Origin of the sequence: Spirulina subsalsa FACHB-351 (assembly GCF_026130165.1) — a bacterium.
Lineage (GTDB): Bacteria > Cyanobacteriota > Cyanobacteriia > Cyanobacteriales > Spirulinaceae > Spirulina_A > Spirulina_A subsalsa_A.
Map to the genome: position 1 here is coordinate 1 of NZ_JAIHOM010000070.1, position 25,559 is coordinate 25,559.

20 protein-coding genes are annotated in these 25,559 nt (G+C 47.5%); 14 read left to right on the forward strand and 6 right to left on the reverse strand.

Annotated elements, in window-relative coordinates:
- Window positions 1-142 precede the first annotated feature (142 nt).
- The 14 genes from rpmH (at window position 143) to K4A83_RS14280 (ending at window position 17,311) form a co-directional block, all read left to right on the forward strand.
- Complete coding sequence (rpmH, locus tag K4A83_RS14215) at window positions 143-280, forward strand: 50S ribosomal protein L34 (RefSeq protein ID WP_071525296.1); 138 nt, start codon at window positions 143-145, stop codon at window positions 278-280.
- Window positions 281-338: 58 nt separating this feature from the next.
- Complete coding sequence (gene rnpA, locus K4A83_RS14220) at window positions 339-719, forward strand: ribonuclease P protein component (RefSeq protein WP_265265265.1); 381 nt, start codon at window positions 339-341, stop codon at window positions 717-719.
- Window positions 709-1,101 (forward strand): PH domain-containing protein, encoded by a 393-nt coding sequence (locus K4A83_RS14225; protein WP_017305811.1) that lies wholly within the window; start codon window positions 709-711, stop codon window positions 1,099-1,101. The genes rnpA and K4A83_RS14225 overlap by 11 nt, the downstream gene beginning before the upstream one ends.
- Before the next feature lie 37 nt (window positions 1,102-1,138).
- On the forward strand, window positions 1,139-2,305 hold the full coding sequence (yidC, locus tag K4A83_RS14230) for a membrane protein insertase YidC (protein ID WP_265265266.1): 1,167 nt from the start codon (window positions 1,139-1,141) through the stop codon (window positions 2,303-2,305).
- Window positions 2,306-2,439: 134 nt separating this feature from the next.
- A complete protein-coding gene (locus tag K4A83_RS14235; protein ID WP_265265267.1) occupies window positions 2,440-2,925 on the forward strand; it encodes a Jag family protein in 486 nt (161 codons plus the stop codon).
- Between the two features lie 36 nt (window positions 2,926-2,961).
- Window positions 2,962-3,489 carry a YceD family protein gene (locus K4A83_RS14240; protein ID WP_265265268.1) on the forward strand — a complete coding sequence of 176 codons (528 nt, stop codon included), beginning with the start codon at window positions 2,962-2,964 and terminating at the stop codon, window positions 3,487-3,489.
- A 24-nt stretch (window positions 3,490-3,513) separates the two neighbouring features.
- Window positions 3,514-5,028, forward strand: coding sequence for an AAA family ATPase (locus tag K4A83_RS14245; protein ID WP_265265269.1), 1,515 nt, complete (start codon window positions 3,514-3,516; stop codon window positions 5,026-5,028).
- 86 nt (window positions 5,029-5,114) lie between these two features.
- Entirely contained in the window at window positions 5,115-5,600 is a 486-nt protein-coding gene (locus tag K4A83_RS14250; protein WP_265265270.1) for an SH3 domain-containing protein, read from the forward strand.
- Window positions 5,601-5,686: 86 nt separating this feature from the next.
- Complete coding sequence (locus tag K4A83_RS14255) at window positions 5,687-7,000, forward strand: tetratricopeptide repeat protein (protein WP_265265271.1); 1,314 nt, start codon at window positions 5,687-5,689, stop codon at window positions 6,998-7,000.
- 39 nt (window positions 7,001-7,039) lie between these two features.
- On the forward strand, window positions 7,040-12,445 hold the full coding sequence (locus K4A83_RS14260) for a chemotaxis protein CheB (protein WP_265265272.1): 5,406 nt from the start codon (window positions 7,040-7,042) through the stop codon (window positions 12,443-12,445).
- Window positions 12,435-13,697, forward strand: coding sequence for a diguanylate cyclase (locus tag K4A83_RS14265; RefSeq protein WP_265265273.1), 1,263 nt, complete (start codon window positions 12,435-12,437; stop codon window positions 13,695-13,697). Before K4A83_RS14260 ends, K4A83_RS14265 begins: the two co-directional genes overlap by 11 nt.
- A 117-nt stretch (window positions 13,698-13,814) precedes the next feature.
- Window positions 13,815-15,407 (forward strand): cation:proton antiporter, encoded by a 1,593-nt coding sequence (locus tag K4A83_RS14270; protein WP_265265274.1) that lies wholly within the window; start codon window positions 13,815-13,817, stop codon window positions 15,405-15,407.
- Window positions 15,408-15,693: 286 nt separating this feature from the next.
- Window positions 15,694-16,572: an XDD3 family exosortase-dependent surface protein gene (locus K4A83_RS14275; protein WP_265265275.1), complete on the forward strand. Its 879-nt coding sequence runs from the start codon at window positions 15,694-15,696 to the stop codon at window positions 16,570-16,572.
- Between the two features lie 34 nt (window positions 16,573-16,606).
- Window positions 16,607-17,311 (forward strand): PEP-CTERM sorting domain-containing protein, encoded by a 705-nt coding sequence (locus tag K4A83_RS14280; protein WP_265265276.1) that lies wholly within the window; start codon window positions 16,607-16,609, stop codon window positions 17,309-17,311.
- A gap of 127 nt (window positions 17,312-17,438) precedes the next feature.
- Here the strand turns inward: K4A83_RS14280 and K4A83_RS14285 are convergent, their stop codons facing one another.
- From K4A83_RS14285 to K4A83_RS14310, 6 genes are all read right to left on the reverse strand, one after another.
- Window positions 17,439-18,614: a response regulator gene (locus K4A83_RS14285; protein WP_265265277.1), complete on the reverse strand. Its 1,176-nt coding sequence runs from the start codon at window positions 18,612-18,614 to the stop codon at window positions 17,439-17,441.
- A gap of 80 nt (window positions 18,615-18,694) precedes the next feature.
- Window positions 18,695-19,882: a GNAT family N-acetyltransferase gene (locus tag K4A83_RS14290; protein ID WP_265265278.1), complete on the reverse strand. Its 1,188-nt coding sequence runs from the start codon at window positions 19,880-19,882 to the stop codon at window positions 18,695-18,697.
- A 180-nt stretch (window positions 19,883-20,062) separates the two neighbouring features.
- The gene (gene ahcY / locus K4A83_RS14295) at window positions 20,063-21,340 is read right to left on the reverse strand and encodes an adenosylhomocysteinase (protein WP_265265279.1); all 1,278 of its coding nucleotides are present in this window, start codon (window positions 21,338-21,340) and stop codon (window positions 20,063-20,065) included.
- 232 nt (window positions 21,341-21,572) lie between these two features.
- The gene (locus K4A83_RS14300) at window positions 21,573-23,225 is read right to left on the reverse strand and encodes a mechanosensitive ion channel family protein (protein WP_265265280.1); all 1,653 of its coding nucleotides are present in this window, start codon (window positions 23,223-23,225) and stop codon (window positions 21,573-21,575) included.
- Window positions 23,226-23,228: 3 nt separating this feature from the next.
- Window positions 23,229-24,350, reverse strand: a complete 1,122-nt coding sequence (locus K4A83_RS14305; protein WP_265265281.1) for an AI-2E family transporter — start codon at window positions 24,348-24,350, stop codon at window positions 23,229-23,231.
- A 123-nt stretch (window positions 24,351-24,473) separates the two neighbouring features.
- Window positions 24,474-25,154 (reverse strand): urease accessory protein UreF, encoded by a 681-nt coding sequence (locus tag K4A83_RS14310; RefSeq protein ID WP_265265282.1) that lies wholly within the window; start codon window positions 25,152-25,154, stop codon window positions 24,474-24,476.
- Between the last annotated feature and the right edge of the window lie 405 nt (window positions 25,155-25,559).

The following is a 25,559-nucleotide window of genomic DNA, read 5'->3' on the forward strand; positions in this document are numbered from 1 at the left end:
CCCCTGCCCCCCTGCTCCCGACTCCCCCTATTCCCTATTTACGGTTTCCCCCTAATCCGGTTATAATGGGAAACCGTGGTTTTTGACCTTGTAAGGGTCAAAGATTGCAGTTCACTGTATTAGTTCAGCAAGGAGATTGTCCGTGAGTCAGCGCACCTTGGGCGGAACCAAACGCAAGCAGAAAAGAACATCGGGATTTCGCGCTCGTATGCGCACAGCGACAGGTCGTCGGGTGATTAGAGCGCGTCGTCGGAAAGGACGGCAACGTTTAGCTGTATAGTTAAAATGTATATTTTAACTGTATAGTTAAAAACCTAAAATCTACAGCCTAGATTATAGTGGGATTGCCCAAACAACATCGACTCAAAGATCGGCTAGACTTCCAGGCCGTTTATGAACGCGGAAAAGCTTATCGGGGTCGTTATCTGGTGTTAAAAGTGCTATCAGTTCCCCCCCCCATTTGGCAAGGAAAGCCCCCGCTTCCCTTGCCTACTCTTATAGGAATTGCCGTGGGCAAAAAAGTGAGTAAAAAAGCCGTGCGTCGCAACCGCATTAAACGACAAATCCGCGCCATTTTACAGCCCCTGCTACCCAGACTCTCACCCGGTTTAAAGCTGATTGTTATTGTAAAACCTAGTGGCAATCAGTGCGAATATGAACATTTTTTGCGAGAATTAAAAGAGTTGTTACTCGGAGCCAAGGTATTGCATGGGCATTAAAGAAACAGCCTTTTATGAGGGAGGGCCTCATATTGGGGATTTAATCCTGAACATTTTGCTCGGGTTCACCGTGATTTGTCTCCCTCTAACCGTGGGTGCAGTGGTGCGCGCTCTGTGGTTGCGCTATCGTATTACCGACCGTCGGATTTCCGTGATGGGAGGTTGGCAAGGGCGCGATCGCACCGATATTATTTATGCGGAAGTCGTCAAAATTGTTAAAGTTTCCCGAGGGATTGGACTTTGGGGGGATATAGTCGTCACCCTGCGCGATAAAAGCCGTTTAGAAATGCGCGCCCTACCCCGATATAGAGAAATTTATGATTACATCGCCCAAAAAGCGGCCGACAAAACTGGACTCTCCCTAGAGGCCATCAAAAGCTAAGACAACACCATACAACTAAAGGGTTTATTTCAAACCAATGGATTTAGGAATCGGATTTCTTTCCACCAATATCATGCTGCCAATCCTCGACTTTTTCCGAGGGATTGTGCCGAGCTATGGTTTTGCGATTATCGCCCTCACTTTGGTGATTCGCTTTGCCGTTTATCCCCTAAGCGCCAAATCCATTCGCAGTATGCGACGGACTCGCATTGCCCAGCCTGTGATGCAGAAGCGCGTTAAAGAAGTACAAGAACGCTATAAAGAAGACCCGGCCGAACTACAAAAAGCAATGGGGGAGATTTACAAAGAATATGGCAACCCCCTAGGCGGTTGTTTGCCCCTATTCTTACAAATTCCCATCCTCTGGGCCCTCTTTGCCACCCTACGGGGATCGCCCTTTGCGGATATTAACTACACCGTCGATGTCCAGGTGTTTCCTCAAGAGCAAATCGAACTGATTCAACCCCAGATTTTCAGCACCAAACCCCAAAATATTTACCTCAAAGAAGGGGTTCACTATCCCATTGTGGCTAACTTAGCCACTGGGAATAAATTAGCCATCGGTCAAAGTGCGAAAGTGGAGTTTCAAACCCCCTCCGGTGAGGCACTCAACCAGTTAGCTAAAGAGTACCCCGATAGTAACGTGAAACCCCAGTGGACTGTGACCAAAGGGGAAAACGCCGTGCAGGTGAAACCCGATGGGACCGTAGTGGCGATCGCACCCGGAGAGGCCACCTTACAAGGGACGATTCCCGGCATTGCCGCCAATGAAGGATTCCTCTTTATTAACGCCCTAGGTCGTGTAGGCGCCACCGGAACCGATGGTGCAATTCACTGGGATATTGTGATCATGGTGTTATTCTTCGGCGTGAGTACCTACATCAGCCAAAACCTGACCAACTCCCAAACTCCCGCCAGTAATGATGCCAACGCCCAACAACAACAAACCGTTAGCAAAATTACGCCCATTCTCTTTACCGGGATGTTTCTCATCTTCCCCCTCCCGGCTGGGGTATTAATGTATATGGTCGTGGCCAACATCTTCCAAACGGCCCAGACCTTTATTTTGATGCGCGAACCCCTGCCCGAAAACCTGCAAAAGCTGGTGGAGCAACAGGAGAAAGAAGAAAAACGCCGTCAAGGTCGGGATGAATTGCCCTTTGAGCGCAAACGGTCGAAGAAAAAAGAAAAAACCTCCGGCTAGTCCGGATTCTATAAGACAATAGGAACGGGAGTGATATGAGGTAAGAAGGAGTCTATCCTTCTAACCTCATCTCTTTGATTAGAGGGTAACAACTGTTCAAACCCCTGAATGTGCGGCGAGGATAAGAAGAGGTTATGCAAGAGAGAATGGAGCGGGGTCAAGCTTGGTTAGCAGAATTGCTGAAATTAATGGGCTGCCCTACGAACGTGACCGTTTCCCACCACGAAGGAGACGAGTCTATTTGGTTGATGGTCGAAGAAAGCCAACTGAGTGAAGACACAATCAACACCCTGATTGGAGATCATGGAAAAACCATTGATGCGATTCAATATCTGGCCAACACGATTTTAAATATTGGCGTAGACCGTGCAGACCAACATCCCTACACCATTGAGATTCACGGCTACCGGGTAAAACGTCAAGCAGAATTGCGGGTGCTAGTGGAGGAAGTGGCCCAACGAGTGCGTTCCACGGGTCAAGAAGAGGAAATGACCTCCCTTTCCTCCGCCGAACGTCGCCAAGTTCATAACTTTTTTAAAGAACTGAAGGAATTATCAGACCTAGCCACAGAAAGCCGAGGCTCCGAACCGAATCGGCGGCTGTTTGTGCGTTTGCGTTAACCCCCCAGTCCGGGAAAACTGGAGTCAGGAGGAAAGATGGACAAGATTTATATTCCCTTTTTATTACAAGCCCCGGAAAAAACCGAGGAACTTCAGATCCGCGACTTTATCCGGGGTTTAGAGAGTTTAACTCCGGTGCGGGGAGAGTTAACCATAGCCCATCGGGGGACATATTTGGAAGTATCGGCTCAGGTAGAAACTATTGTGACGCTGGCCTGTCATCGTTGCCTCCAAAATTATAACCATCGTTTGCGGGTGGAAACGACGGAGTTGATTTGGTTGGAAGAAGAACCGGATTCCTTGCAAGTGTTCCCCTTAGAGCGGGAGGTCAAGGTGGAGGACTTATCGGAAGTGTTGTCCCCGACGGGGTATTTTATGCCCGAAGCGTGGTTATATGAGCAGTTGAGTCTCGCGCTGCCCCTTCAACAGGTTTGTGGGGAGGATTGCCCGGGGGTGGAGACAAAATCCTCATCAAGTCAGCCCGAAATAGATCACCGTTGGGCTAGTTTACAGGCTTTACAGAAACAACTAAGGTTAAAAGATGGTAATGAAACAACGTCCTGATCGTTCTGATCCTTGATTGCGGAAATGAGTTTTAGTCAAGAGTTTGAACTGCTGCTGCGTGCTTGTTATCCCTTGATCTATATTCCCACCTTGGAAGAGGAGCGGGTCGAAAGTGCGATCGCCCAGTCCGCCCAACGTCTTGGTAATCGGGGAGTTTATGTCTGGGATTTTGTCGATGGCTACCAAAACAACCCCAATCATGAGGGAGTAGGTCGTCGGAATCCATTGCAAGCCTTGGAATTAGTGGAAAAACTGCCCGAATCAGCCGCCGGAGTGTTTATTTTACGAGATTTTCACCGCTTTTTAGAAGATGTGTCCATTTCTCGTAAACTGCGCAATTTAGCGCGGCGGATGAAAGCCCAAGCCAAAAACTTAGTTGTGATTGCCCCCGAGGTGGCCATTCCCTCAGAGTTAGGGGAAGTGTTCACGGTGATGGACTTTGCCCTACCCAGTGGGGGAGAGATTAAAACCGAGGTGGAACGATTGTTAGAGGCGACGAGGCAAGGAGTGCCCGAAAAACTCCGGGATGAGTTAGTGCGCTCCGCCCAAGGGTTATCCTTAGAACGGATTCGGCGGGTCTTAGCTCGTGCGATCGCCGCCCATGGCAAAATTGAACCCGAAGACGTGGAATTAGTCCTCGAAGAGAAACGACAATCCATCCGGCAAACCCAGATTTTAGACTTTTACCCCGCCACCGAACAGATTTCCGATATTGGGGGACTCGATAACCTCAAAGACTGGCTGATTCGTCGCGGAGGAGCCTTTAGTGAGCGGGCGAGAGCCTACGGTTTACCCCATCCTCGGGGGCTGCTTTTAGTCGGCATTCAAGGCACCGGGAAATCCTTAACCGCTAAGGCCATTGCCCACCATTGGCATTTACCCCTCCTGCGCTTAGATGTTGGCCGCTTATTTGGGGGTTTAGTGGGCGAGTCCGAATCCCGCACCCGACAAATGATTAACCTCGCCGAAGCCCTCGCCCCTTGTGTGTTGTGGATTGATGAAATCGACAAAGCCTTTGGGGGACTCGACGGCAAAGGCGACTCCGGCACCACCAGCCGAGTCTTTGGCACCTTTATTACTTGGCTCGCCGAAAAACAATCCCCCGTCTTTGTTGTCGCCACAGCCAATAACATCCAAACCTTGCCCCCGGAAATGTTGCGCAAAGGGCGCTTTGATGAAATCTTCTTTGTCGGACTGCCCAATCAAGAGGAACGTCAGGCCATCTTTTCCGTCCATTTATCCCGTCTGCGCCCCCATGACCTGAAAAACTATGATCTCCCCCGTCTCGCCTACGAAACCCCGGATTTTTCCGGGGCAGAAATTGAGCAGACTCTCATTGAAGCCATGCACATTGGCTTTAGTCAGAACCGGGATTTTACCACAGATGATATCCTAGAGGCGGCTAGCCAAATTGTCCCCTTGGCGCGCACCGCTCAAGAACAAATCGAGTTTCTACAAAACTGGGCAGCGGCTGGGAAAGCTCGCCTCGCCTCACGGGATAACCGTCTGGCGAACCGCATTCAAAAACAGTTCCCCTAGCCTCTCCCAAGAAAAATCACCTAGGTTTGCTTATAATTTTCACTGACTGAATGTTTCATCCCTGATTGTCTCGCCCTAAAATCCTTATGAATTTAACTGGTCTAGCACAATTTTTTCTCGGCATTTTTTCCGGTTTGATTCTCTTCGGGATCAGTGGTTTTATTGCCGGGTACTATGTGTTGAGTGGTATGGCTAGTACCCCCGCCCGTCCCATTTTCCCGGAAGAACGACCCCAAGCCCCACCGCCTCCTAGTCCTTCTCCCGCCGCCCAAACCCCTGAACCCCCCACAGAAAGCGCACCGGAACCCTCACCGGAACCCCCAGCCCCCGAACCAGAACCGGAAACTTTGGAACCGGGAGCCTATCGCGCTCGGGTGAACTGGCCCGATGGCCTCAGTTTACGGGCCACGGGGGCTGAGGATGGGGAACGCATTGGCGGCATTGCCTACAATCAAGAGATGATTGTCTTGAGAACCAGTGATGATGGTAGATGGCAAGAAGTCCGTCTTCCGGGGAGTAATCAACGAGGTTGGGTCAAAGCGGGCAATGCAGACCGCATTAATGAGGATTGATTTCTCACAGGCTTAATGATCAAGGGAACGTGAGGTCCAGAAAAAGCATCTAGAATGGAAAACTAGAATCCCAGCTTGCTCACGTCATGACTCAACGATCTATCACTGGCCTGTTATTCTTGCTCTGCTTGTTTCCTTTGGGCAGTGCGGCTCCGGCTTGGGCGCAACGGACGGAACGAATGTGGCCTGAGCGGACGCGGCAGGAACGGATGGAACGCAATCGGGAGCAAGAACGAGAGAGGGAACGGGAGCGCCAACCCGAGGAAGATGATGGGGAATTTGAGAATCCTTTGGATATGAAGGAGCGAGATCCGTTGATTCCCCTTGAGGTGTTTAATGAGCGGCGCTCGTTGTCTACACAGGAGCAGGAGGAGTTAGCGGCACTGCTGGGGCCGATGGCGTTGATGGCGGCGAGTCTCTACGATGGGGGACAAGTAGAGGAGGCTTTTGAGTTGTGGTATCGGGAGGTCAGATTGCGCCGCTTTTTGGGGCCGCTGGCGGAGGTGGAAGCCTTGGGAAGACTGGGGGAGGTGGCCTGGAATGAGAGCCGCACGCCGGATGTGGTGGTGGTGCGGGAGCGTTTACAGGCGATTCAGGAGGAGGCGACGAAGGATCGGGAGCAGTCCCAGTTAGACCGTCCTCTCTATAGGTTGTTAGGCCAGGCTTACGCGAGAATCCGGGCGCGTTATGATACGTTAGCGATGTATGAGTTCATTTTGGCGGATGTGCGCGCTACGGGGGATTTAGAGGCCTTAGAGCAAACGTTGAATTTGATTGGGGTGTTTCATAAGGGCTGGTTTGATTTTTTGGCGGCGGCGCGGGTCTATGAGGAGTTGCTGGAATTGGCGCAAGGTCAGTTTGATGTGGCTAATGAGCGGCGTTATCTGGAGGAGTTGGTGTATATCTATGATGCGTCGAGTCAGTATGAGAAGGCGATCGCTATCAAGGAATCCCTCCTAGTCAGTTATGCCCAAAAAGAGGAGTTTTTTAACAAAATTGCCCCGGTGCAAATCTCCCTCGGTCAGGACTATTTAAGGCTGGGGGAGAAGGAACAGGCGATCGCGAATTTAGAGGCGGCCTTTAATTGGGCTTGGGATAATGAACAATGGGGCTACGCTAGCAATGCCCTAGAAGCCCTCGCAGAACTCTATGTCCAATATGACCAGCTTGATTATGCCATCCAACTCTATCAAGAACAGTTGAAGGCCGCCCAAGCTTCCTACAATTTTTACGAAATAATGACCATCTATGACCGGATGGGAGAATTGTACTTAAAATTGAATAATCAGCCCCAAGCCTTGCAAGCGTTCCGGGAAGCGTTACGCTTTGCCGAAGCTATTCGACATCAAGAAGACTATTTTGAGGAAAAAATTACTGATATTCTTAATAATTTTCTTTAGCATTTTTTGCTATTTTGGGTGTATATGTCTAGCGAAAAAATGCCCTCTCATTCACCTTCTTCCCCAAAACCTGCAAACTTTTATGTAGTCGGGATTGGCGCTTCCGCCGGAGGTTTGCGTGCGCTAGAGGAATTTTTTGATCATATGCCCATTGATAGCGGGGCGGCCTATGTGGTGATTCAACATCTTTCACCAGATTTTAAAAGTTTGATGAAAGAATTGTTAGAACGCCGGACGAGAATGGATGTCTATCGGGTGGAAAATGGGATGGTTTTGAAGCCCAATTGTGTTTATTTGATTCCACCCCGGAATAATTTAATTGTCGAAAAACGAAGATTAAAGTTAATTAGACAGGCGGAAAATCCCCGTCATCAACCGAATTTTCCCATTGATATTTTCTTGCAATCTCTAGCGAAAGATTGCAACGATCGGGCAATTGGGGTCATTTTATCGGGAACGGGGAGTGATGGAACCAAAGGACTGCAAGCGATTAGTGAGGTGGGGGGGATTACCTTTGTCCAGTCTCCGACAACGGCGGAGTTTGATGGAATGCCCCAAAGTGCGATCGCCACAGGCATTGTAGATCAGGTGTTATCCCCGCCAGACCTAGCCCGCATGATTTGTGATCTGGTGCGCATGGGACGCAATGCTCCCCCCAATCATGATCTCTCCCTGACGGAAATTGAATCTGATAAATTGCGGACTATTTTAAATATTCTCAATGAGGCCGAAAAACTCGACTTTTCCTATTACAAACCGAGTACCCTCAGCCGTCGCATATATCGCCGTTGTTCCCTCTCCGGTTGTAGTAGTTTAGATGAATATATCGAGCGCATGAAAACCTCTGTGGAAGAACGGTTATTATTGCGCGATGATTTAATGATTGGGGTGACGCGGTTTTTTCGGGATACGAAGGCGTGGGAAGTGCTAGAAACTGAGATATTACCCAACTTAATTGGGCAATTGAAAGACGGTCAACAATTGCGCGTTTGGGTCACAGCTTGCGCTACAGGGGAAGAAGCCTATTCTATGGCCATCCTAATTGATGAAGTCCTGACCCGGTTGAAAAAGAACCTGAGCGTGAAGATATTCGCCACAGATATTGATAATGGGGCCTTAGCGAAGGCCTCCGAGGGAGTTTATCCTGAGAGTATTATGGGCGATTTGTCGCGATCGCGCCTCGAAAAATACTTTCTCCTGCGGAACAAATCCTTCCACGTCGTGCGCAATCTGCGCCAGATGATCATTTTCGCCCCCCACAACCTCGCCAAAAACGCCGGATTCACCCGGATGCACCTGATCACCTGCCGCAACGTCCTGATTTATATGCAGCCTTCCCTGCAACAGCACGTTTTGCGGATGCTTCACTTCTCCCTCGTCCATAAAGGCTATCTCTTCCTCGGTTCCGCCGAAACCCCCGGCGACCTGATCGAAGAATTTACCACCCTCAACGAAAAGTGCAAAATCTACCAAAAACGGCGGAATATTCGCCTCCCCATTTCCGTTCCCACCTTTGATTATGTTCCCCCCTCTCCGGTCTATTCCGCCCTGCCCCGCAACAGTAGCACCCAACTCCATCCCGTCATTAGTAACGCCTTTAGTGCCTTTGTCCGCAAACGGAACTGTTCTTGTATTTTAGTCAACGCCCAACACGAATTATTCCACGTTGTCACCGATCCCCTCAATATCCTCCGCTTCCCCGAAGGGCAGATGACCAAAGAAATCAGCGAATTAGTGCCGGATTCCCTGAGATTACCCCTCAACACCGCCATTCACCGCGCCAAACGGGAAAATAATCCTGTTCTCTATACGGGGATTCAATTTGAGCAGAATAACATGGTTTGGAGCGTTAACTTAGAAGTCAGTTATCAGGCCGGGAATGCCCGAGTGGATGATTACTTTTTGCTAGTTATTGAACCGGAAGAACGCACCGTCAAAACCACCTACGCCGAACCCTTTGATGTTGATGCCAAAACCACCCAACGGTTGTTAGATCTAGAGTATGAACTGCAACAGACAAGGGAAAACCTCCAGGCCACCATTGAGGAACTCGAAACCACCAACGAAGAACAACAGGCCACCAACGAGGAACTTTTAGCCTCCAATGAAGAGTTACAGAGTACCAACGAAGAACTCCACTCCGTCAACGAAGAACTCTATACCGTTAATGCGGAATATCAGAGCAAAATCAAGGAACTCACGGAATTGACCAACGATGTAGACAATTTGCTCCGCAGTACCGACATTGGGGTAGTGTTCTTAGATCGTCACCTCCGCATCCGCAAATTTACCCCAGCCGCCACCTTGGCGATTAACTTAGTGGATACAGATTTAGAACGGCCGATAGAACATATTACCCATAATATGGACTGTCCTAATTTTCTGGATTTGTTGCAACAGGTGGCAGAAACGGGCAAACCCCTAGAAAAAGAGGTAGTCATTCCCAAAACCCAAGATTTTTTACTGATGCGCTTGCACCCCTATTTACAGAGTAATGATATTTCTAACGGGGTGGTCATGACCTTTGTTAAGGTCAATGAAATGAAGCGAGTGCAGGAACAATTGCGCAATCGCACCCAAGAAATTGAAAACCTCTACGCCAATATTCCCATCGGTTTGGGGGTACAAGATCATCAATTGCGGTTTGTGCAGGTGAATGAAGTGTTAGCGGGCATCAATGGCTACTCGGTGGCGGAGCATTTGGGCAAAACTACGGCGGAATTACTGCCCGATTTAAGCGCGGAGATGGAACCCTTAGTGCGTCAGGTGTTGGCAACGGGAGAAGCGATCTGTAATGTGGAAATTCGGGGAACAACTCCTGCCCAGCCGGGGGTTGAGCGACACTGGTTAATGAACTATTATCCTGTGAACTTGGGATCAATTAGTTCAGAAAAACTAATTGACAACCCCAACTTAGAGAAGGGGGTGGGGTGTGTGGTGATGGAAGTCACGGAATTGAAGCAAATGCAGGAGGCCATCCGCCACAATGAAGCCCGTTTACGCTATCTCTTAACTTCTAGTCCAGCCGTGATTTTCACCTGTGAGCCGGATTATCCCTACGCGGCCATTTATCTGAGTGACAATATTCAGGATATTGTGGGTTACAGTGCGGTAGAGTTTCTCAAGGATCGGCACTTTTGGCGGACTCATCTGCACCCGGAGGATCGGGAGCGGGTGTTAGGGGAACTCCCCCAAATTTACCAACAAGGCACCTATAGCCAACAGTACCGTTTTCGCTGTGCTGATGGGGAATATCGTTGGTTATATGCCCAACTGCGCCTAACGCGCAATGAAGAGGGGAAACCTCAAGAATGTGTGGGGTATTGGGTGGATATTAGCGATCGCGTCGTGAGTCAAAATGCCCTACGCTACCAGCTTAAACGCACGGTACTGCTCAAACAAATTAGCGAACAAATTCGCCAAAGTTTAGACAGTCAGCAGGTGTTTGATACCACCGTGCAACAACTGACTCGTGTGCTTCATGTGGACCGTTGTCTGCTGCATATTTACCAATTGGATCAAGATACACCCTCGCCCCAAAACCTCCATCTGGTGGCTGAATATTGCGTTCCAGACTACCCCTCCTTAAAGGGGGAAGCCCTTCAAATCCCCATAGAAGACAACCAACACCTCGCCGCCCTCCTAAAGAGCGAAAAGGCCATTGTCACCCCAGATCCCAGCACAGATCCCTTATTTGAGGGACTCACCCCCCTCCTGGAAAAGCTACAGATAAAATCTATGTTGGCCATTTGTACCTTTTATCAAGGGAAACCTAACGGGGTGATTGGTTTGCACCAGTGCGATAAAGTGCGAGATTGGACGACGGAAGATATAGAACTCTTAGAATCCGTTGCCAGTCAAGTGGGAATTGCGATCGCCCATGCTCAACTCCTCGAACAAACTCAACAGCGTTCCCTTGACCTCGAAAAAGCCACCCAAGAAGCCAAGGCCGCCAACCTTGCTAAAAGCGAATTTCTCGCCAATATGAGCCACGAAATCCGCACCCCCATGAACGCCATTCTCGGCTTTTCTGAACTCTTACAAGACCTGATCACCGACGAAACCAGTCAATCTTACCTAAACTCTATTATTAGCAGTGGTAGCACCCTATTAGCCCTGATTAACGACATCCTCGATCTGTCTAAAATCGAGGCCGGGAAATTAGAACTCCACTATGAACCCGTGAATCTCCATCTGTTATTACAGGAAATTCACCAAATTTTCTCCCAAAAAGCCGAACAAAAACAACTGGATCTGATCTTAGATGTAGCGCCTACCACCCCTTGGGGAATCTACATGGATGAGGTACGTTTACGGCAAATTTTATTTAACGTCGTTGGTAATGCCATTAAATTCACCGAACAGGGTTTTGTGAAAATTAAAGTCTGGTGTGAAGATATCGAAACCCATAGTGCTTGTCTCCCCGACTCCCATCCCGAGTCAATTTCCCTCAAAATCCAAATCGAAGACTCTGGCATTGGTATTCAAGACGATCAACAAGAGATCATCTTTGATGCCTTCCATCAAAACGAAGGACAAAACACCCGGTTATACGGCGGAACCGGACTAGGATTAACCATTACCAAACGTCTCACCCTGAAATTAGGGGGTACCGTCACCGTCAACAGTCACTTAGGACAAGGGAGTTGTTTTGAAATTACCCTGCCCCACGTCCAAGTCACCGAAACCCCCCCTCCTCCCTCCTCTCCCCTCGCTCAACGGGAAGACTTTAATCAACTGCAACCTGCTGCCTTGTTAGTCGTGGATGATGTGGCTTCTAACTTAGAACTGATTGCGGGATACTTCAAAGATAGCCACCATCAGGTTTTCACCGCTCAAAATGGGTTGGATGCGATCGCCCAAGCTCAAAGCAATTCCCCCAACTTAATTCTACTCGATTGGCGAATGCCCAACCTAGACGGCCGAGAAACCGCCCAACGCCTCAAACAAAACCCCACCACCCAAAACATCCCCATTATCTTCCTCACTGCCTCCACCCAAAACCCCGAACAACTCAAACTCAATAGCGTGAGTGATGCCTTTCTGCGCAAACCCGTCAGTCGTCAACAACTCTTTGACACCCTGCAAAAATTTCTCCCCCTCCAACATCAAGAAGACTGGCACCCCAAAGAATTGAACCTCAATTCTCCCCCCTTAAACCCCGACAAACTTCCCCAATTAATCCCCCTATTACAGCAATTTCTCCAGCAAAAATGGTTCACCTTACAACAGCAAAAAATAACCCAAGATTTACGCCAATTCATTGAACAGTTGAATCAATGGGGTCAGGACTACGAATGTCCCGACCTAATCAACTACAGCCAACAACTCGCCCAACAAGTGAATCAATTTAACAGTCGCGGTATTGATCAACTTTTAGAACAATTTCCCACCATGATCCAAAACTTAAACCACTTAATAAAACCTTCAAAATATGAACCCTAGTTATCACCCACAGGATACGCTCATTTTAATCGTTGATGATATTCCTGACAATATCAAAGTTCTGGTTGGCTTACTCGATAACGTCGGTTATAAAACCACCTTTGCCCGCAGTGGAAAAGAAGCCCTAGAACGCTTAAAATTGATCAACCCAAACCTAATTTTACTCGATTTAATGATGCCCGAAATGAGCGGGTTAGAGGTTTGTGAAAAAATCAAGGCAAATCAGAAAATAAAAGACATTCCTATCATCTTTTTAACCGCTAGTCACGAGCATCATAATTTACTAAAAGCCTTTGAAATCGGGGCAGCAGATTATGTTACAAAACCCTTTAAAACAGGCGAACTATTAGCCCGAGTGCAAACCCATTTATTATTACAAACTCAATCTTTAGCCATAAAATATAGCGAAGAAAAATTAAGAATTATTGTTGAGCATTTGTATGATGGCATTTTAATTATTGATCAAGCCGGAATTGTTAAATTTGCTAATCCGGCCGCCGCTAAAATGTTTAATCGTTCCCTCAATCAATTAGTGGATCATGAAATTGGGATTCCCATTTTTGGCACTGCCATTAATGAAATGCAAATTTTGCGAGCTAAACATGAAATTGGTGTGGCAGAAGTAGCGATTAGTTCCGTCTCTTGGGAAGGAAAAGAGGCTCACTTAATTTCCTTAAGAGATGTGAGTGAACGGCAAGAAATTCAAGCCGAATTGCGCAAAAGTTTACAACGACAACTCCAACTCAATGAAAGCTTAAAACTTCTATCTACCTTAGATGATTTAACCAACCTTGCCAATCGTCGGTCAATTTTAAACACCTTGAAAAACGAATTTAGCCGCAGTCAGCGTTATAGTCGAACATTATCCATTGCCGTGATCGATTTAGATCATGTCAAACGGATTAACGATGATTATGGTCATGAAATGGGAGATCAAGTCATTTATAACACCGGGCAAAGTATTCAAAAATCTTTGCGAGAATGCGATGCCGTCGGACGGATGGGCGGGGATGAATTTTTAGTGGTTCTCCCTGAAACAAGCTTACAAAACGCGGTATTAATTGCCCAAAGAATTCAAGAAGAAATTAAGTCTTTATCGATTATGCCCGATGATTCTTCCCTCGTCTTAAGTGCGAGTATTGGCATGGCAGAGTATCACGAAAATGATAGTAATTATTCCCACTTATTAAAACGAGCAGATCAAGCCATGTACCAAGCCAAAGATCAAGGCAGAGCCTTAATTGTCTGTTAATTAGGGCATTGTAAGCCATCAAAGCTCACAAGTTCAACACGAGCGCTATAGAATATCGGAGGACGGCGGACAGAGTTATCCCCCGCCATGTTTCTCGTAGAAAACCGGAGGAAGTGTATGACTGTGGAAGCGGCTTTGAGTGAAGAAGCCATTAAGCAGAGTTTAGAGCAATTTTTAGTCGTTTTGTCCGTTTCCTTGAGTGTGGCCACCCTTTCCCGCATCTTTAGCTGGTTGCGTAATATTCCCTACACCCTCCTGTTAGTGATTGTGGGGTTAGGGTTGGCCTTCGTCAATGTCCGACTGGTCAACCTTTCCCCGGAACTCATTTTAGAGATATTCCTCCCTCCGCTACTTTTTGAGGCCGCTTGGAATATGCGCTGGCGAGATTTAAAGCAGAATATCCTCCCAGTAGCTATCTTTGCAACCTTGGGGGTGATTATTTCGGTCGTTGGGGTGGCCTTACCCATTAGCCAGTTTACCGGGCTTTCCTTACCCATTGCCCTGTTATTGGGAGCCAGTTTAGCCGCAACAGATCCCGTGTCCGTGGTGGCCTTATTTCGGGAGTTAGGGGCAGGAAAACGCCTGACGGTATTAATGGAAGGGGAAAGTCTCCTCAATGACGGGGTGGCCGTTGTGGCCTTTGTTTTATTGGTGGGGATTCCTTTGGGGATTCAAGAGTTTTCGATTCCCGCAACAGTGGCCAAGTTCACCACTTTTGTGGGGATTGGGGTGGGAGTTGGTTGTATTGTGGGATTTGGGATTTCTTACCTGACCCAGCGTTTTGATTATCCCTTAGTTGAACAGTCCCTCACCTTAGTTTCTGCCTATGGTACCTATTTGATGGTGGAGGAGTTGGGGGGATCTGGTGTGATTGGGGTGGTAACTGTGGGGTTGATTTTGGGTAATTTTGGCTCCCGCATTGGTATGAATCCCCGCACACGGTTGATTGTCTCGGAATTTTGGGAGTTTTTGACCTTTTTTGTCAACTCCATTGTGTTCTTGTTGATTGGGGATCAGATCAACTTTTTGAGTTTGGGTGGCAATTTGGATGTGATTGGGATTGCGATCGCCGCCATGTTATTCACCCGTGCTATCGTCATCTTTGGGTTAGGCACCCTCAGCAATCTCTTCCAACCTACTAAAATCCGTTGGCAAGAAATGACCGTGTTATGGTGGGGAGGATTGCGCGGGGGTGTCTCCATTGCCTTGGCCTTGAGTGTCCCCGTCTTATTGGAAGGACGACAAGCCATTATTGATGGGGTGTTTGGTGTTGTTTTATTTACCCTTTTAGTGCAAGGATTAACCACTCGTTTCTTTTTAGAAAAATTCGACTTAATTGGTGATCAACCCCAACGTCAACAATATTCCGAAGCCCTAGCCCGTCGCACCGCCTTAAATCGGGTTTTAAAGTATTTAGAGGAGGTGCAACTATCCGATGAAATTGACCCAGAACTCTATCGTTATCAAAAAGGTTTAGTTAAAGTCCAGGTGCGCACCATTGAAGAAGAAATAAACCAACTGCAAAAAGAAAATACTCAGTTAAGATCGCTCGATTTAGAACAATTAAGCGAGGAATTACTGGATATTGAAGCCGATACCTACGCTGAATTCATCCGCGCTGGTCGTTTAGATCGGAATCTTTCTCCACTTTTACAAGATGTTCTGAACAAAGCCACGGAAAAGGTGATTGATGAGATCAAACTAGATTAATCTATGGCAATTCGTGCAGAGGTTGTGGTCGGGGGAATTCATGTTCCCCAGACGGTGGATTAATATTTTCTGAATCCCTCTCTCTCCCAGAGCGGGAGAGGGGCGTTGAGTTCGTTTTGTATGAAGTTAGGGTAAAGTTTCCCCTTTCTTGGATCATTTCCCTGCCAACCGAGCGAGATAGTTACAAAGGCATTAAAACCCTAGGTTCAATGCCCGACAGGAAACTAAAAAAATCAAACATAGCTCCTGTCTTGATGCTCAAGTAACTTCACGCGAGAAATTAACCATGTTGAATAAAATTGCAAGTTTAACGTTAGGTTTAGCCGCTACTTCCTTGTGCTATTTTGCGCCCTACACCCCCTCCGCACAAGCAGCGACCCTCATCGGAGATTGGCAATATACGATTGATTCTCCTAACGATAGTATGGCCGGGAGTGAAGTAGGTCACACAAAGTATGAAATCTATAGTATGGCCATGAAACAGACCCTGGATGAGGTGATCTTTGCCATTAGCACCAACCTCCCCTTAGCCGGAACACCTAGTGACTATGCTCTTGATGGTCGTGTCAGTTGGGGAGATTTCTTGCTTAACTTTACCGGACAATCTTTAGATGTTGCCAATCAAAATGCTCAATTATTTGGGGTGCGCTTCTCCGATAATAATGAGTCAGGCGTGCCAAGTTTGGGACTCTATAGCAATGTCACCGCAAAAACAATTGCTTACGAAAATGGGCTGTTATTATATGACCGCAGTTTGCGCGGTTACAACAACTACGTCATCAGCAAAGGGGGAACACCTTCCATTGGGGATTTAAGTGCCTACGATCCCTATTTTAACCAAAATACTCACATCCCTAATGTGATGGTTTCCGGGGTGAAAATTGGCGAGGTCAATATTTTTAGTGATCTCAGTGGTTTAGGGTTAGATTTCGCGGCTGTTGGACCCGTGGGAACCTATACCCATGCCTTTAGTATTGACCGCAGTTTGCTCCCAGATGGCTCTTTTGTCGCCCATTTAGGCCCCGAATGTAATAACGATGTAATTGCCATCACCGGGGAACTTGAACCAGTCCCGGTGCCTGAACCTTCGGCCGCTTTAGCACTGGGGGCGGTGGGAGTTGTCATGGGTGCGCGGCGGATGCGTCGTCGTTCTTCTTTGGTCTAAAGCTATCTTGTCTTTGTATTTGGAGTGTTTTGTCATGACTATTCGGCGATTCTTATTAACAGGTGTGATGACCGCTTTAGGGGTTCTCAGCATTCCCGCTCTCAGTGAAGCTGTCACCCTGCACAAACTGTCCTCAGATCAGGAAATGAACGACTTGATGCACAATATCGCCTTTGTGGCGGAGGGACGTATCGGCGATTTAGGGGGACCGGCCACTCATGAGTTGAATTTGCACGAATCTGACCCCGGAAAACCGGATATTACAGCCCATTATTCTTGGGGCAATGAACGGACAGATACCTTTATCTTGGCCTATGATGCGCCTTCGGGGTGGGTGAATTTCTCCATCGGGGGAGAAACAATCAGCCATGTCTATACGGACTCGTTTTCAGATATTTTTGTCCGCACTCGTGCTGTTGATGCCCAGAGTCAAATCCGGGTTGATAACCTACAACTCGATGGGGTGATGTTGGATGGGTTCTCCCATGCCATTGCGGAAACGGGAGGTTTGGATATCTTACACATTGCCGGGGTAACGACCAGTTTTCTGTTGTTTGGTCAAGCGACTATGAGTTGGTTAAGTGAAGCCCCTCCACCTACCCAAGCACGATTAGCCTTTCAAATCAAAGTCTCGGAGGGGAACGATTCTGACACTCCTCCCCAAGGGGTTCCGGAACCGAGTGCGATCGCCAGTTTCGTTCTCTTGGGTTTAGGGGGGATACTCTCCCGTCGTCAATGAACCCTAAAATACCGTTTTTCTAGTTGTTCTCCTGTTCTAATATCCCCACACTGACCGATAATATACAGTGTGGGTTTTTCTCTGGAATGGAGAGAAATTATTTTTTTCACCGACCCACCTTTTCCGTTCAGGTTAAACTATATTGCAGAACAGGAACAGCCTGATTGGTTGAATTTGAGGGGCGGAGATACTTATTCACCGCTTGAGCAAGTAGAGCTTTTTCCGTTGGTTTAACCATAATCTCCGTCGCCCCAACTTGTTTCGCTCGAATGCGGTCAATAATGCTTTTATTTCCGGTCATTAAGACAACGGGAATGGATTTAAAACGGGGAACACGGCGTAAATGGGTACAGAGTTCATAACCATTAACAACGGGCATCACCAAATCCAAGAGAATTAAATCAGGTTTATGTTGTAAGAGAATGGGCAACGCTTGGGTAGAGTCTTGAATACAAATACAGTCATAGCCCAATTGGGTTAAATGCTTTTCTGTTTCATGACAAATGTTAGCACTATCATCTACAAAAATAACTAGGGGACGGCGTTTTTTTTGTGGCAACTTACGCCCTTTAGTTACTGTAGGATTGGGCAGATCGGGAACGGATTTAAATTGAATGAGTTCCTGTTGCAAATAATAAAACAAAGTGCGGGTAAAAACAGCAGGAGATTGTTTGGTTTTTACCACAATATCCCAAAATGTCCGCTTTCCATTGAGTAAGGGTTGTAGGGATAACAGACTTTGACTAGATGCTGAACAAAGGGGAGGAGTTTGTAAGAGGATACCTTGATTAGAAAGACTGGGAAAAAAGTTCAGAGAATGCCATTGTTCACTTAAAGCCTTAACTTCTTTGAAAAGGGGTTTGAGTTCTGCCCGTTCAAAGGTAAACTCTGGCTGACCATATTTTTCAATAAACCAGCCCTGAATCCATTTATGAGTAATATCTTGAGCTTGACTTAAAGAAAAAAGAATCTCTAAAAAGATAGTTTTTAAAATCTCTTTAGCTTTAGAAAAATGCAGTTTTTGCTGCTGGTATTCTTGCAGGAGTACAGAATATTCCCAAGGTTCTCGTTGGAAAGTATCGGATTCCGTGGAAGTCCATGAATGGTCATGTTTTCGTAAAGCTCGATACCAGCGCCGAACGCGATGAGTTTGGGTGGTAGCATGGGCTAATTTGCCTTGATAAAAGAAGAAATACCAGCGTTTATTTTGCGCCGTGAGGACTAACTGACCTGTGGCGGTTGTCTCCCCAAGCTTTTTCAGGAGGGAATAAAGCAGATTCAAGGCAGAAGTTGGAGGGGTCATAGTGAGACAAGGCACAATCTGATAGGCTTCAACTTTAGAATCTTAGAAAAAAAACGTGAAAAAGTTGGGAAAACCTCCGATTAAAAGACTATTTCCTTTTTGGTGAAGGGGAGATCCTGATTAATGGCATCAATTTCCTGCTGTTCCATGTCGTTGATCTCGCCGATATAAGCGTTGAGAATTTTGGTCATCCGGTCATCATAGAAGCGGTGCATACTGTAATTCGGGGTGGCCGGAAATCCTCTCCGTCGCTTGTGTCGTCCTCCTGCTCCGGGGTCAAACATTTGTATGCCTTGTTCGATGGCCCATTGAACAGGGCGATAATAACAGGCCTCAAAGTGGAGACAGTCAAATTCTTCTAAACAGCCCCAATAGCGGCCATAGAGGTTGTTTCCTTTGCGGAGACAGAAGGAAAGGCCAACGGGTTTTTCGGGGTTGCGATCGCCTGAATAAGCCGCAAACAACACCACACGCCCTTGATAGTTGGGATACAACTGCTCAAAAAACTGGCGCGTGAGGTATTTACTGCCCCAGTAAAACTTATCACAGGTACTGCTATAAAAACGGTAAATCAGGGGATACAAATGATGGGGAATCTCGGATCCTTCATGAACCACCATCTGCAAATTCGCTTGAACAACTGATTTCCGTTCCCGTTTAATATTTTTGCGTTGGTTCGAGTTAAAAATCTTTAAATAGTCCTCAAACCCTTTAAAATTCTGATTCCCCCAGATGTAACTATGGTGTAACCAGCCCTGAAAGCCCTGCCGTTCAAGCACAGGTTTCCACTGAGGATCGACAAAGAGAAAATTACACCCCGATAAGCGATTTCGGCTACAGAAATGGTCAATTTCCGCCACCATCATCCCGGTAATGAAATCCTCATCTTCCCCCGGAGCGATTAAAAAACGATACCCCACGGCGGGAGTAAAGGGAGTCATGCCTAATAATTTGGGGTAATACTCTAGCCCCAAACGGTAAGCTAAATCGGCCCATTGATGGTCAAAGACAAATTCGCCGTAACTGTGACCTTTAATGTACAACGGCGCGGCGGCGATGAGTTGGCGATCGCGCCATACCGTTAAATGGCAAGGTTGCCATCCTGTCCTTGCCGTTGCACTACCCGACGTTTCCAGATTATTCAGCCATTCCCACTCCAAAAAAGGAGTAGCCAAGGGTTGAGCGAGAGCATCCCATTCCGTTTGGGGGATTTCCGCCATCTTGTGCAGCCAAGCAAGGGAATATTGAGGAGCGACTTGTTGAACCATACCGTCTATATATAATCAATGAGCCTACTATAGCGTTTCCAAATCATGGATCAACTCTCAGAAGGGATAGAGATTCCTGACGGGGTGTGCGCCAAAAAAACAGCCCCCCATGCTTATTAAATAAAGCACAGAGGGACTCAACAGGGTAAACGACTATACCTCTAGACGTAGAACATCAAACTAAGTTCCTGCATTCCAAGAATTGAGGTACTCAATTTGCTCAGGGGTGAGGCTGTCGATTTGGATGTTCATGGCATTAAGCTTTAAGCGGGCAATTTCGCGGTCTACTTCAGTGGGGATAGAATGTAAACCGGGGGCGAGAGAACCCTTGTTTTTCACCAGATACTCACAAGCTAAGGCTTGGTTAGCAAAACTCATGTCCATCACGGCGCTGGGGTGGCCTTCGGCGGCCGCTAAGTTGACTAAACGCCCTTCACCCAAAACAATGATTGATTTGCCACTGGGGAGGCTGTATTGTTGGGTGAAGTTGCGCACTTCTTTCACTTCATTGGCTTGAGCGCCTAAAGATTTGAGGTCAATTTCAATGTCAAAGTGACCGGAATTACAAACAATCGCGCCATCTTTCATCACTGCGAAATGTTCGGGGCGAATCACGTGCTTGTTCCCGGTAACGGTGACGAAAACATCACCCAAGGAAGCCGCTTCAATCATGGGCATGACGCGGAAACCGTCCATTACTGCTTCAATGGCTCGGGTGGGGTCAATTTCGGTGACAATCACGTTTGCACCCATGCCACGGCCGCGCAGAGCAACGCCTTTCCCACACCAACCATAACCCGCTACAACGAGGGTTTTTCCGGCGAGGAGGATGTTGGTGGCTCGGATGATGCCGTCAAGGGTGGATTGTCCGGTGCCGTAGCGGTTGTCAAAGAAGTGTTTGGTGTCGGCATCGTTAACGTTCATGGCGGGGAAGGATAACACCCCATCGTTGAACATGGCTTGTAGACGGACAATTCCGGTGGTGGTTTCTTCGGTGGTGCCGATGATTTCGGAAATTTGGTCTTGACGTTGAGCGACGAGGGTGGCGGTTACGTCGCTGCCATCATCGATGATAATGTTGGGATGATGGTCTAGGGCGATGTTAACGTGACGGTGGTAGGTGTCGTTATCTTCGCCTTTGATGGCAAATACGGGGATGCCGTAGTCGGCGACTAAACTGGCGGCTACGTCGTCTTGGGTGGAGAGGGGGTTACTGGCGATTAAGATGGCATCAGCTCCACCGTTTTTGAGTGCGATCGCCAAATGAGCGGTTTCTGTGGTCACATGACAACAGGCGATTAAGCGAATCCCGGCAAAGGGCTTTTCTTGAGCAAAACGCTCCTGAATTTGTCGTAATACGGGCATTTCTCGTCCTGCCCACTCAATGCGCTGTTTTCCTTGAGGAGCAAGGGCTATATCTTTAATTTCGTATTGGGGTTTAGTTACAGTTGCTGTCATTTATGGCCTGAATTTACATGAAGTTCGCATAGCAATCTTAACAGGAATCAGCCATTCATGGGGTGTTCGGTCTGGGGTGCTGGGCCACTTTGACTACTTAGGGTTTGCTGAATAACTCTACTCGTGGGGTTAGGGAATAGGGAATAGGGAATAGGGAATAGGGAATAGGGAATTGATAATTGCTCCCCCGCTCCCCCGCTCCCCCGGGAAGAGAGAAGAGAGGGGAAGAATTCTAGGATTCTCGCCGATGGGTTAAATTTTGAGATAATAATTGCAAGGATTCCGCCAATTCTGGGGATACTGTAATGGGCAGTTGACCGGAACGAACGTGCAAATCTCTTTGAGGAAAGGGGATCTCGATATCCTCGCGTCTAAATCGTTCTTCGATTAAAAAATAAAGGTCACTTTTAATCTGGAATTGCTTGGGAGGATGGGCAATCCAGACTAATAAGGTAAAGTCTAAGGCACTATCGCCAAACCCGGTAAAAAATACCACAGGACTAGGGATGGAGAGAATATCAGGATGGGCTTGTGCGGCATCTAACAGGGCATTGCGCACCCGTTTGATGTCTGAACCATAGGCTACCCCTAGGGGAATTCTTAAGCGGGAAATGGGGTTATCATGACTCCAATTAATGACTTCTGATTCTAGGAAACGGGAGTTGGGTAAAATAATTGAGATTCTATCGAGGGTGCGGATTTCGGTGCTGCGAACTCCAATCCGTTCCACGGTGCCGACTAATCCCCCAACATCGACAAAATCTCCTACTTGAATGGGACGTTCAAAGAGTAACACAATCCCACTGACAAATTCTTTGGTAATGCCTTGTAATCCTAAACTAATCCCTACCCCTAATACACTGGCAAAAACGGTTAAGGAGTTCAGATTTAAGCCCCAAATTTGCAGAATAACAATGGTGGCAATAAAGATAAAGGTGTAGTTAGCAATGAGGGAGATATTCTCTTGGGCAGAACGGTTGAGTCCTGTTAGGATAAGAATGCGCGATCGCAAAATCCGACGAAGCAGGCGAGATGCGGACAAAACTCCGGCCAGCAAACCAATGAGAATCAAGATATCTAGCACTGAGTAAGCATTATCTCCGAGGGGAAAAATCCCCGAGGTTAAACTCACTTGCACGGTTTCCACTAAACTATCCCGAATTTCTCGGCTTAAGTTGCGAGTTTGAGGAAAAAGAGACGCAATATAAAATCCAGCAAAAAAGATGAGTATTCCCCGAATTAAAGAGAGTAATATATGGGAAATAATTTCGGTAGGAGGACGACGATTGGTTTCTGCTTCTGAGTTTATTTCAACATTAAATTGTTCTAGTAAAACGGGAAACCAACGTTTCCATAAATTTCCGACTAACCAACTGGCTAATAAGGCGAGGATTAAAGCTCCCCCTGAGAGCAATAGAGCATAACGAATATATTCTGGGGTGCGTTGATATTTCGCTTTTTCTAGGGCTTGTTGTAGGGTACTGCGCCATACATCGGCTTGATTAATGGCGGAACGTCCGGGGGGGGTATCTGCCTGAGTGACGGAGATGAGATAACGACCATTAATGAGTAAAACGGGGACTTGTTGCCGTTCATCAATGGTGACGTTTAGGGATTGATCGGGGATGATATTTTCAACAAGATTGGCTAAGACTTCATTGGCTTCTCTGGCTCGTTGTTGGGCGGAAAAATCCCCGGAACGACTGACTTCAAAAATGGGGTCGCCATCGACTAAAATGGGGGCTTTGGGTGGACTGTTACTGTCGGGGGTTTGAGCGAGTAGGGGAAGGGATAAACAGAGGAAACAAAGGAGAGAACAAAGGGCAAGGGCTAAGGATTTAGCGATCGCACCTCGATTCAATCCAGTGGGTAAAAAACGCAACATGATTCAACTCGACAAGGGCAGGGAGGGATGGGGGCTTTCCTCCACGGGGGGCAGGGTTTGACCGTCTTCGGCTTTGAGTTTGGGTTGAATGTACAAGTTATCTAGCACGACTAAACTCCCAGCCACCCAAGGGGGAACAATTAGGGCCCCGATAATCCCTAACACTTGGGCGCCCCCTAAAACGGCTAAAAGTTGCAAGATAGGGGGGACTTGAACGGTATTGCCCACCAGTAGGGGATCTAAAACATAGGTTTCTATGTTTTGAATAATCACAAATAACAATAACACCCAGAGGAATAACCACCCCCCTTGGGCGATCGCCACAATCAAAGCGGGAATGGAACCTAACACCGGACCGAAAAAGGGGATCAGGTTGGTGAAACCTGCAATAACTCCTAAACCGAGGGCAAATTCTGATAATCCGAGAAAGTTTAAGCCCAAACTAATGGCTACCCCTAAGATAGCGGACACCAAAATCCGACCTTGAATATAGCCCCCCATCCGTTGGCTCACGGGTTGCACTTGGGCGGCAAGTTTGCTATCCCAAGGGGTGGGGAAAAGTTGCACTAAACCGCGAATTAAGCTCTCTGAACCTGTCAACATATAGCCGGAGAGGATAATGGCCAAAAGGGTGCTTAACACGCCGCCTACAAGGCCTCGGGTTAAACTGTAGGAGCGCACCAAGAGATCCCGGGAGGTACGCAGCCCCCAAGTGGTGAGGGATTGGATGTTAAATAAACTTTCGAGGTAAGCCCAGGTATCGGGTTCGGTCAGACCCCAGCGAATACTGAGATTTTCTAACACATTGGCGAGAATTTCTAGATAAGCGGGGAGTTTGCGCAAGAGGCGCTGAATTTGTTCGGCGACGGTGGGGCCAATAATCACCCCAAATCCTACGGCTAGGGAGAGGAGGGCGAAATAAACTCCAATGACGGCTAACCACCGGGGAAGTCCCCAACGTTCTGCGGTGTTGACGGCAGGGGCTAGGGTGGCGGCAATGACAACGGCTACCATGAGGACGATCAGTAACCAGCGCAGTTGCCAGAAAAGAACGAGGACGAGTCCACTGAGTATCAGGGTGAGGAGGGTGGCAAGGGAAAGGGTGATGACGGGGCGTTCGGGCATAGTCGGGGTTAACGGTAGGGGATCATTAAGTGACAAGTTAAGTAGGGCTTGCTGAATAACTCTACTCGTAAGGTCAGGGAACAATTAATAGTCATTAATTGTTAATAAGTAATTATTGATTATTTAACTGCGGAACAGACGAGTATATTGGGTTTCATGATACATACTGGCTAGGGTGGCTCCCCAGCTACAGGTTTCTAGGTCATCTTCTGAAGAGGATAAGAGTTGCGCTGTGATTTTGTCGAGGAGGGGGGAGAGATTAAAAAGTAACTGTTGACCTTGGGTTTGTCCGAGGGGGATTAATTTCACTCCCCCGTTAATCATATTGGTGGCCCAACTGTGGAGATAGCCTAGGATAAAGGACTCTGGGGGAATCTGACCAAGGGTGGCGGCAAGGGTAAAGGCGATCGCATAATGACAAGGAGGGGTAATTTGCTCAATCATAGCGCGCCCCTCGGGTTGGACTTTCGTCCAGAGTTTGAGTAATGAGTCCCCCATTTGCCAACTCTGTTGACGTAATTCTCGGGTTTCTCGGGTAGCGGAAAGCCATTGATTCCAGTGGTTTAAGCCTTGCCAGTCTTGGGTCAGGAGGCAGGAGTGCGATCGCACCATCACCCCCCCTTCCAACTGAATCGCCCCATAGCGCAACTCCCGACGCAACCAATGATCTAACCCCCCAGCATCGGTAATAATCTCCTGTTCAACTAAACTTTCTAACCCTTCGGAATAGCTATAAGCCCCCACGGGTAAACTGGGACTAACTAGCTGAAGTAGTGCTAGCAATTGATAGTTTGATAGTTTCATGCTCAACTCAAAAAACAAACCGTTGCCTGTCCTCAATGCCTGAAGGTCATTGAATCACAGAGTGAACGTCCCAAGTTAGAGGAAGTCAACGCTAAGATTCACCGACCTGCTGGAGGAGAAGTCTGAATCCCAAGCCATAAGAGCGATTCATTTTGGCATTGGTGAGTTTACCAAAAACTTGGGTCTAAAGCCCCGTCCTTCCAGGACGGCTTTTTATGCCGGATGGTAAAATGTAACCATGATTGTACTTGAGTTTAAAGCCTACGGCAAAACCCAGCAAGTTCGGGCAATCGACGAAGCGATCCGGACAGTTCAGTTCATCCGCAACAAAGCCATTCGATATTGGATGGATAATCGGGGAACTGGGCAAAACGATCTGCAAAAGCTGTGCGCTCAACTTGCCAA

Bases quoted from the DNA above. Each gene is read 5' to 3' on its own strand.
- K4A83_RS14290 (WP_265265278.1), bottom strand. From the start codon at position 19,882: ATGGTTCAACAAGTCGCTCCTCAATATTCCCTTGCTTGGCTGCACAAG.
- K4A83_RS14300 (WP_265265280.1), bottom strand. From the start codon at position 23,225: ATGTTGCGTTTTTTACCCACTGGATTGAATCGAGGTGCGATCGCTAAA.
- K4A83_RS14225 (WP_017305811.1), top strand. From the start codon at position 709: ATGGGCATTAAAGAAACAGCCTTTTATGAGGGAGGGCCTCATATTGGG.
- K4A83_RS14275 (WP_265265275.1), top strand. From the start codon at position 15,694: ATGTTGAATAAAATTGCAAGTTTAACGTTAGGTTTAGCCGCTACTTCC.
- K4A83_RS14245 (WP_265265269.1), top strand. From the start codon at position 3,514: ATGAGTTTTAGTCAAGAGTTTGAACTGCTGCTGCGTGCTTGTTATCCC.
- K4A83_RS14280 (WP_265265276.1), top strand. From the start codon at position 16,607: ATGACTATTCGGCGATTCTTATTAACAGGTGTGATGACCGCTTTAGGG.
- K4A83_RS14305 (WP_265265281.1), bottom strand. From the start codon at position 24,350: ATGCCCGAACGCCCCGTCATCACCCTTTCCCTTGCCACCCTCCTCACC.
- yidC (WP_265265266.1), top strand. From the start codon at position 1,139: ATGGATTTAGGAATCGGATTTCTTTCCACCAATATCATGCTGCCAATC.
- K4A83_RS14255 (WP_265265271.1), top strand. From the start codon at position 5,687: ATGACTCAACGATCTATCACTGGCCTGTTATTCTTGCTCTGCTTGTTT.
- ahcY (WP_265265279.1), bottom strand. From the start codon at position 21,340: ATGACAGCAACTGTAACTAAACCCCAATACGAAATTAAAGATATAGCC.
- K4A83_RS14265 (WP_265265273.1), top strand. From the start codon at position 12,435: ATGAACCCTAGTTATCACCCACAGGATACGCTCATTTTAATCGTTGAT.
- K4A83_RS14240 (WP_265265268.1), top strand. From the start codon at position 2,962: ATGGACAAGATTTATATTCCCTTTTTATTACAAGCCCCGGAAAAAACC.
- K4A83_RS14285 (WP_265265277.1), bottom strand. From the start codon at position 18,614: ATGACCCCTCCAACTTCTGCCTTGAATCTGCTTTATTCCCTCCTGAAA.
- K4A83_RS14270 (WP_265265274.1), top strand. From the start codon at position 13,815: ATGACTGTGGAAGCGGCTTTGAGTGAAGAAGCCATTAAGCAGAGTTTA.
- K4A83_RS14310 (WP_265265282.1), bottom strand. From the start codon at position 25,154: ATGAAACTATCAAACTATCAATTGCTAGCACTACTTCAGCTAGTTAGT.
- K4A83_RS14250 (WP_265265270.1), top strand. From the start codon at position 5,115: ATGAATTTAACTGGTCTAGCACAATTTTTTCTCGGCATTTTTTCCGGT.
- K4A83_RS14260 (WP_265265272.1), top strand. From the start codon at position 7,040: ATGCCCTCTCATTCACCTTCTTCCCCAAAACCTGCAAACTTTTATGTA.
- K4A83_RS14235 (WP_265265267.1), top strand. From the start codon at position 2,440: ATGCAAGAGAGAATGGAGCGGGGTCAAGCTTGGTTAGCAGAATTGCTG.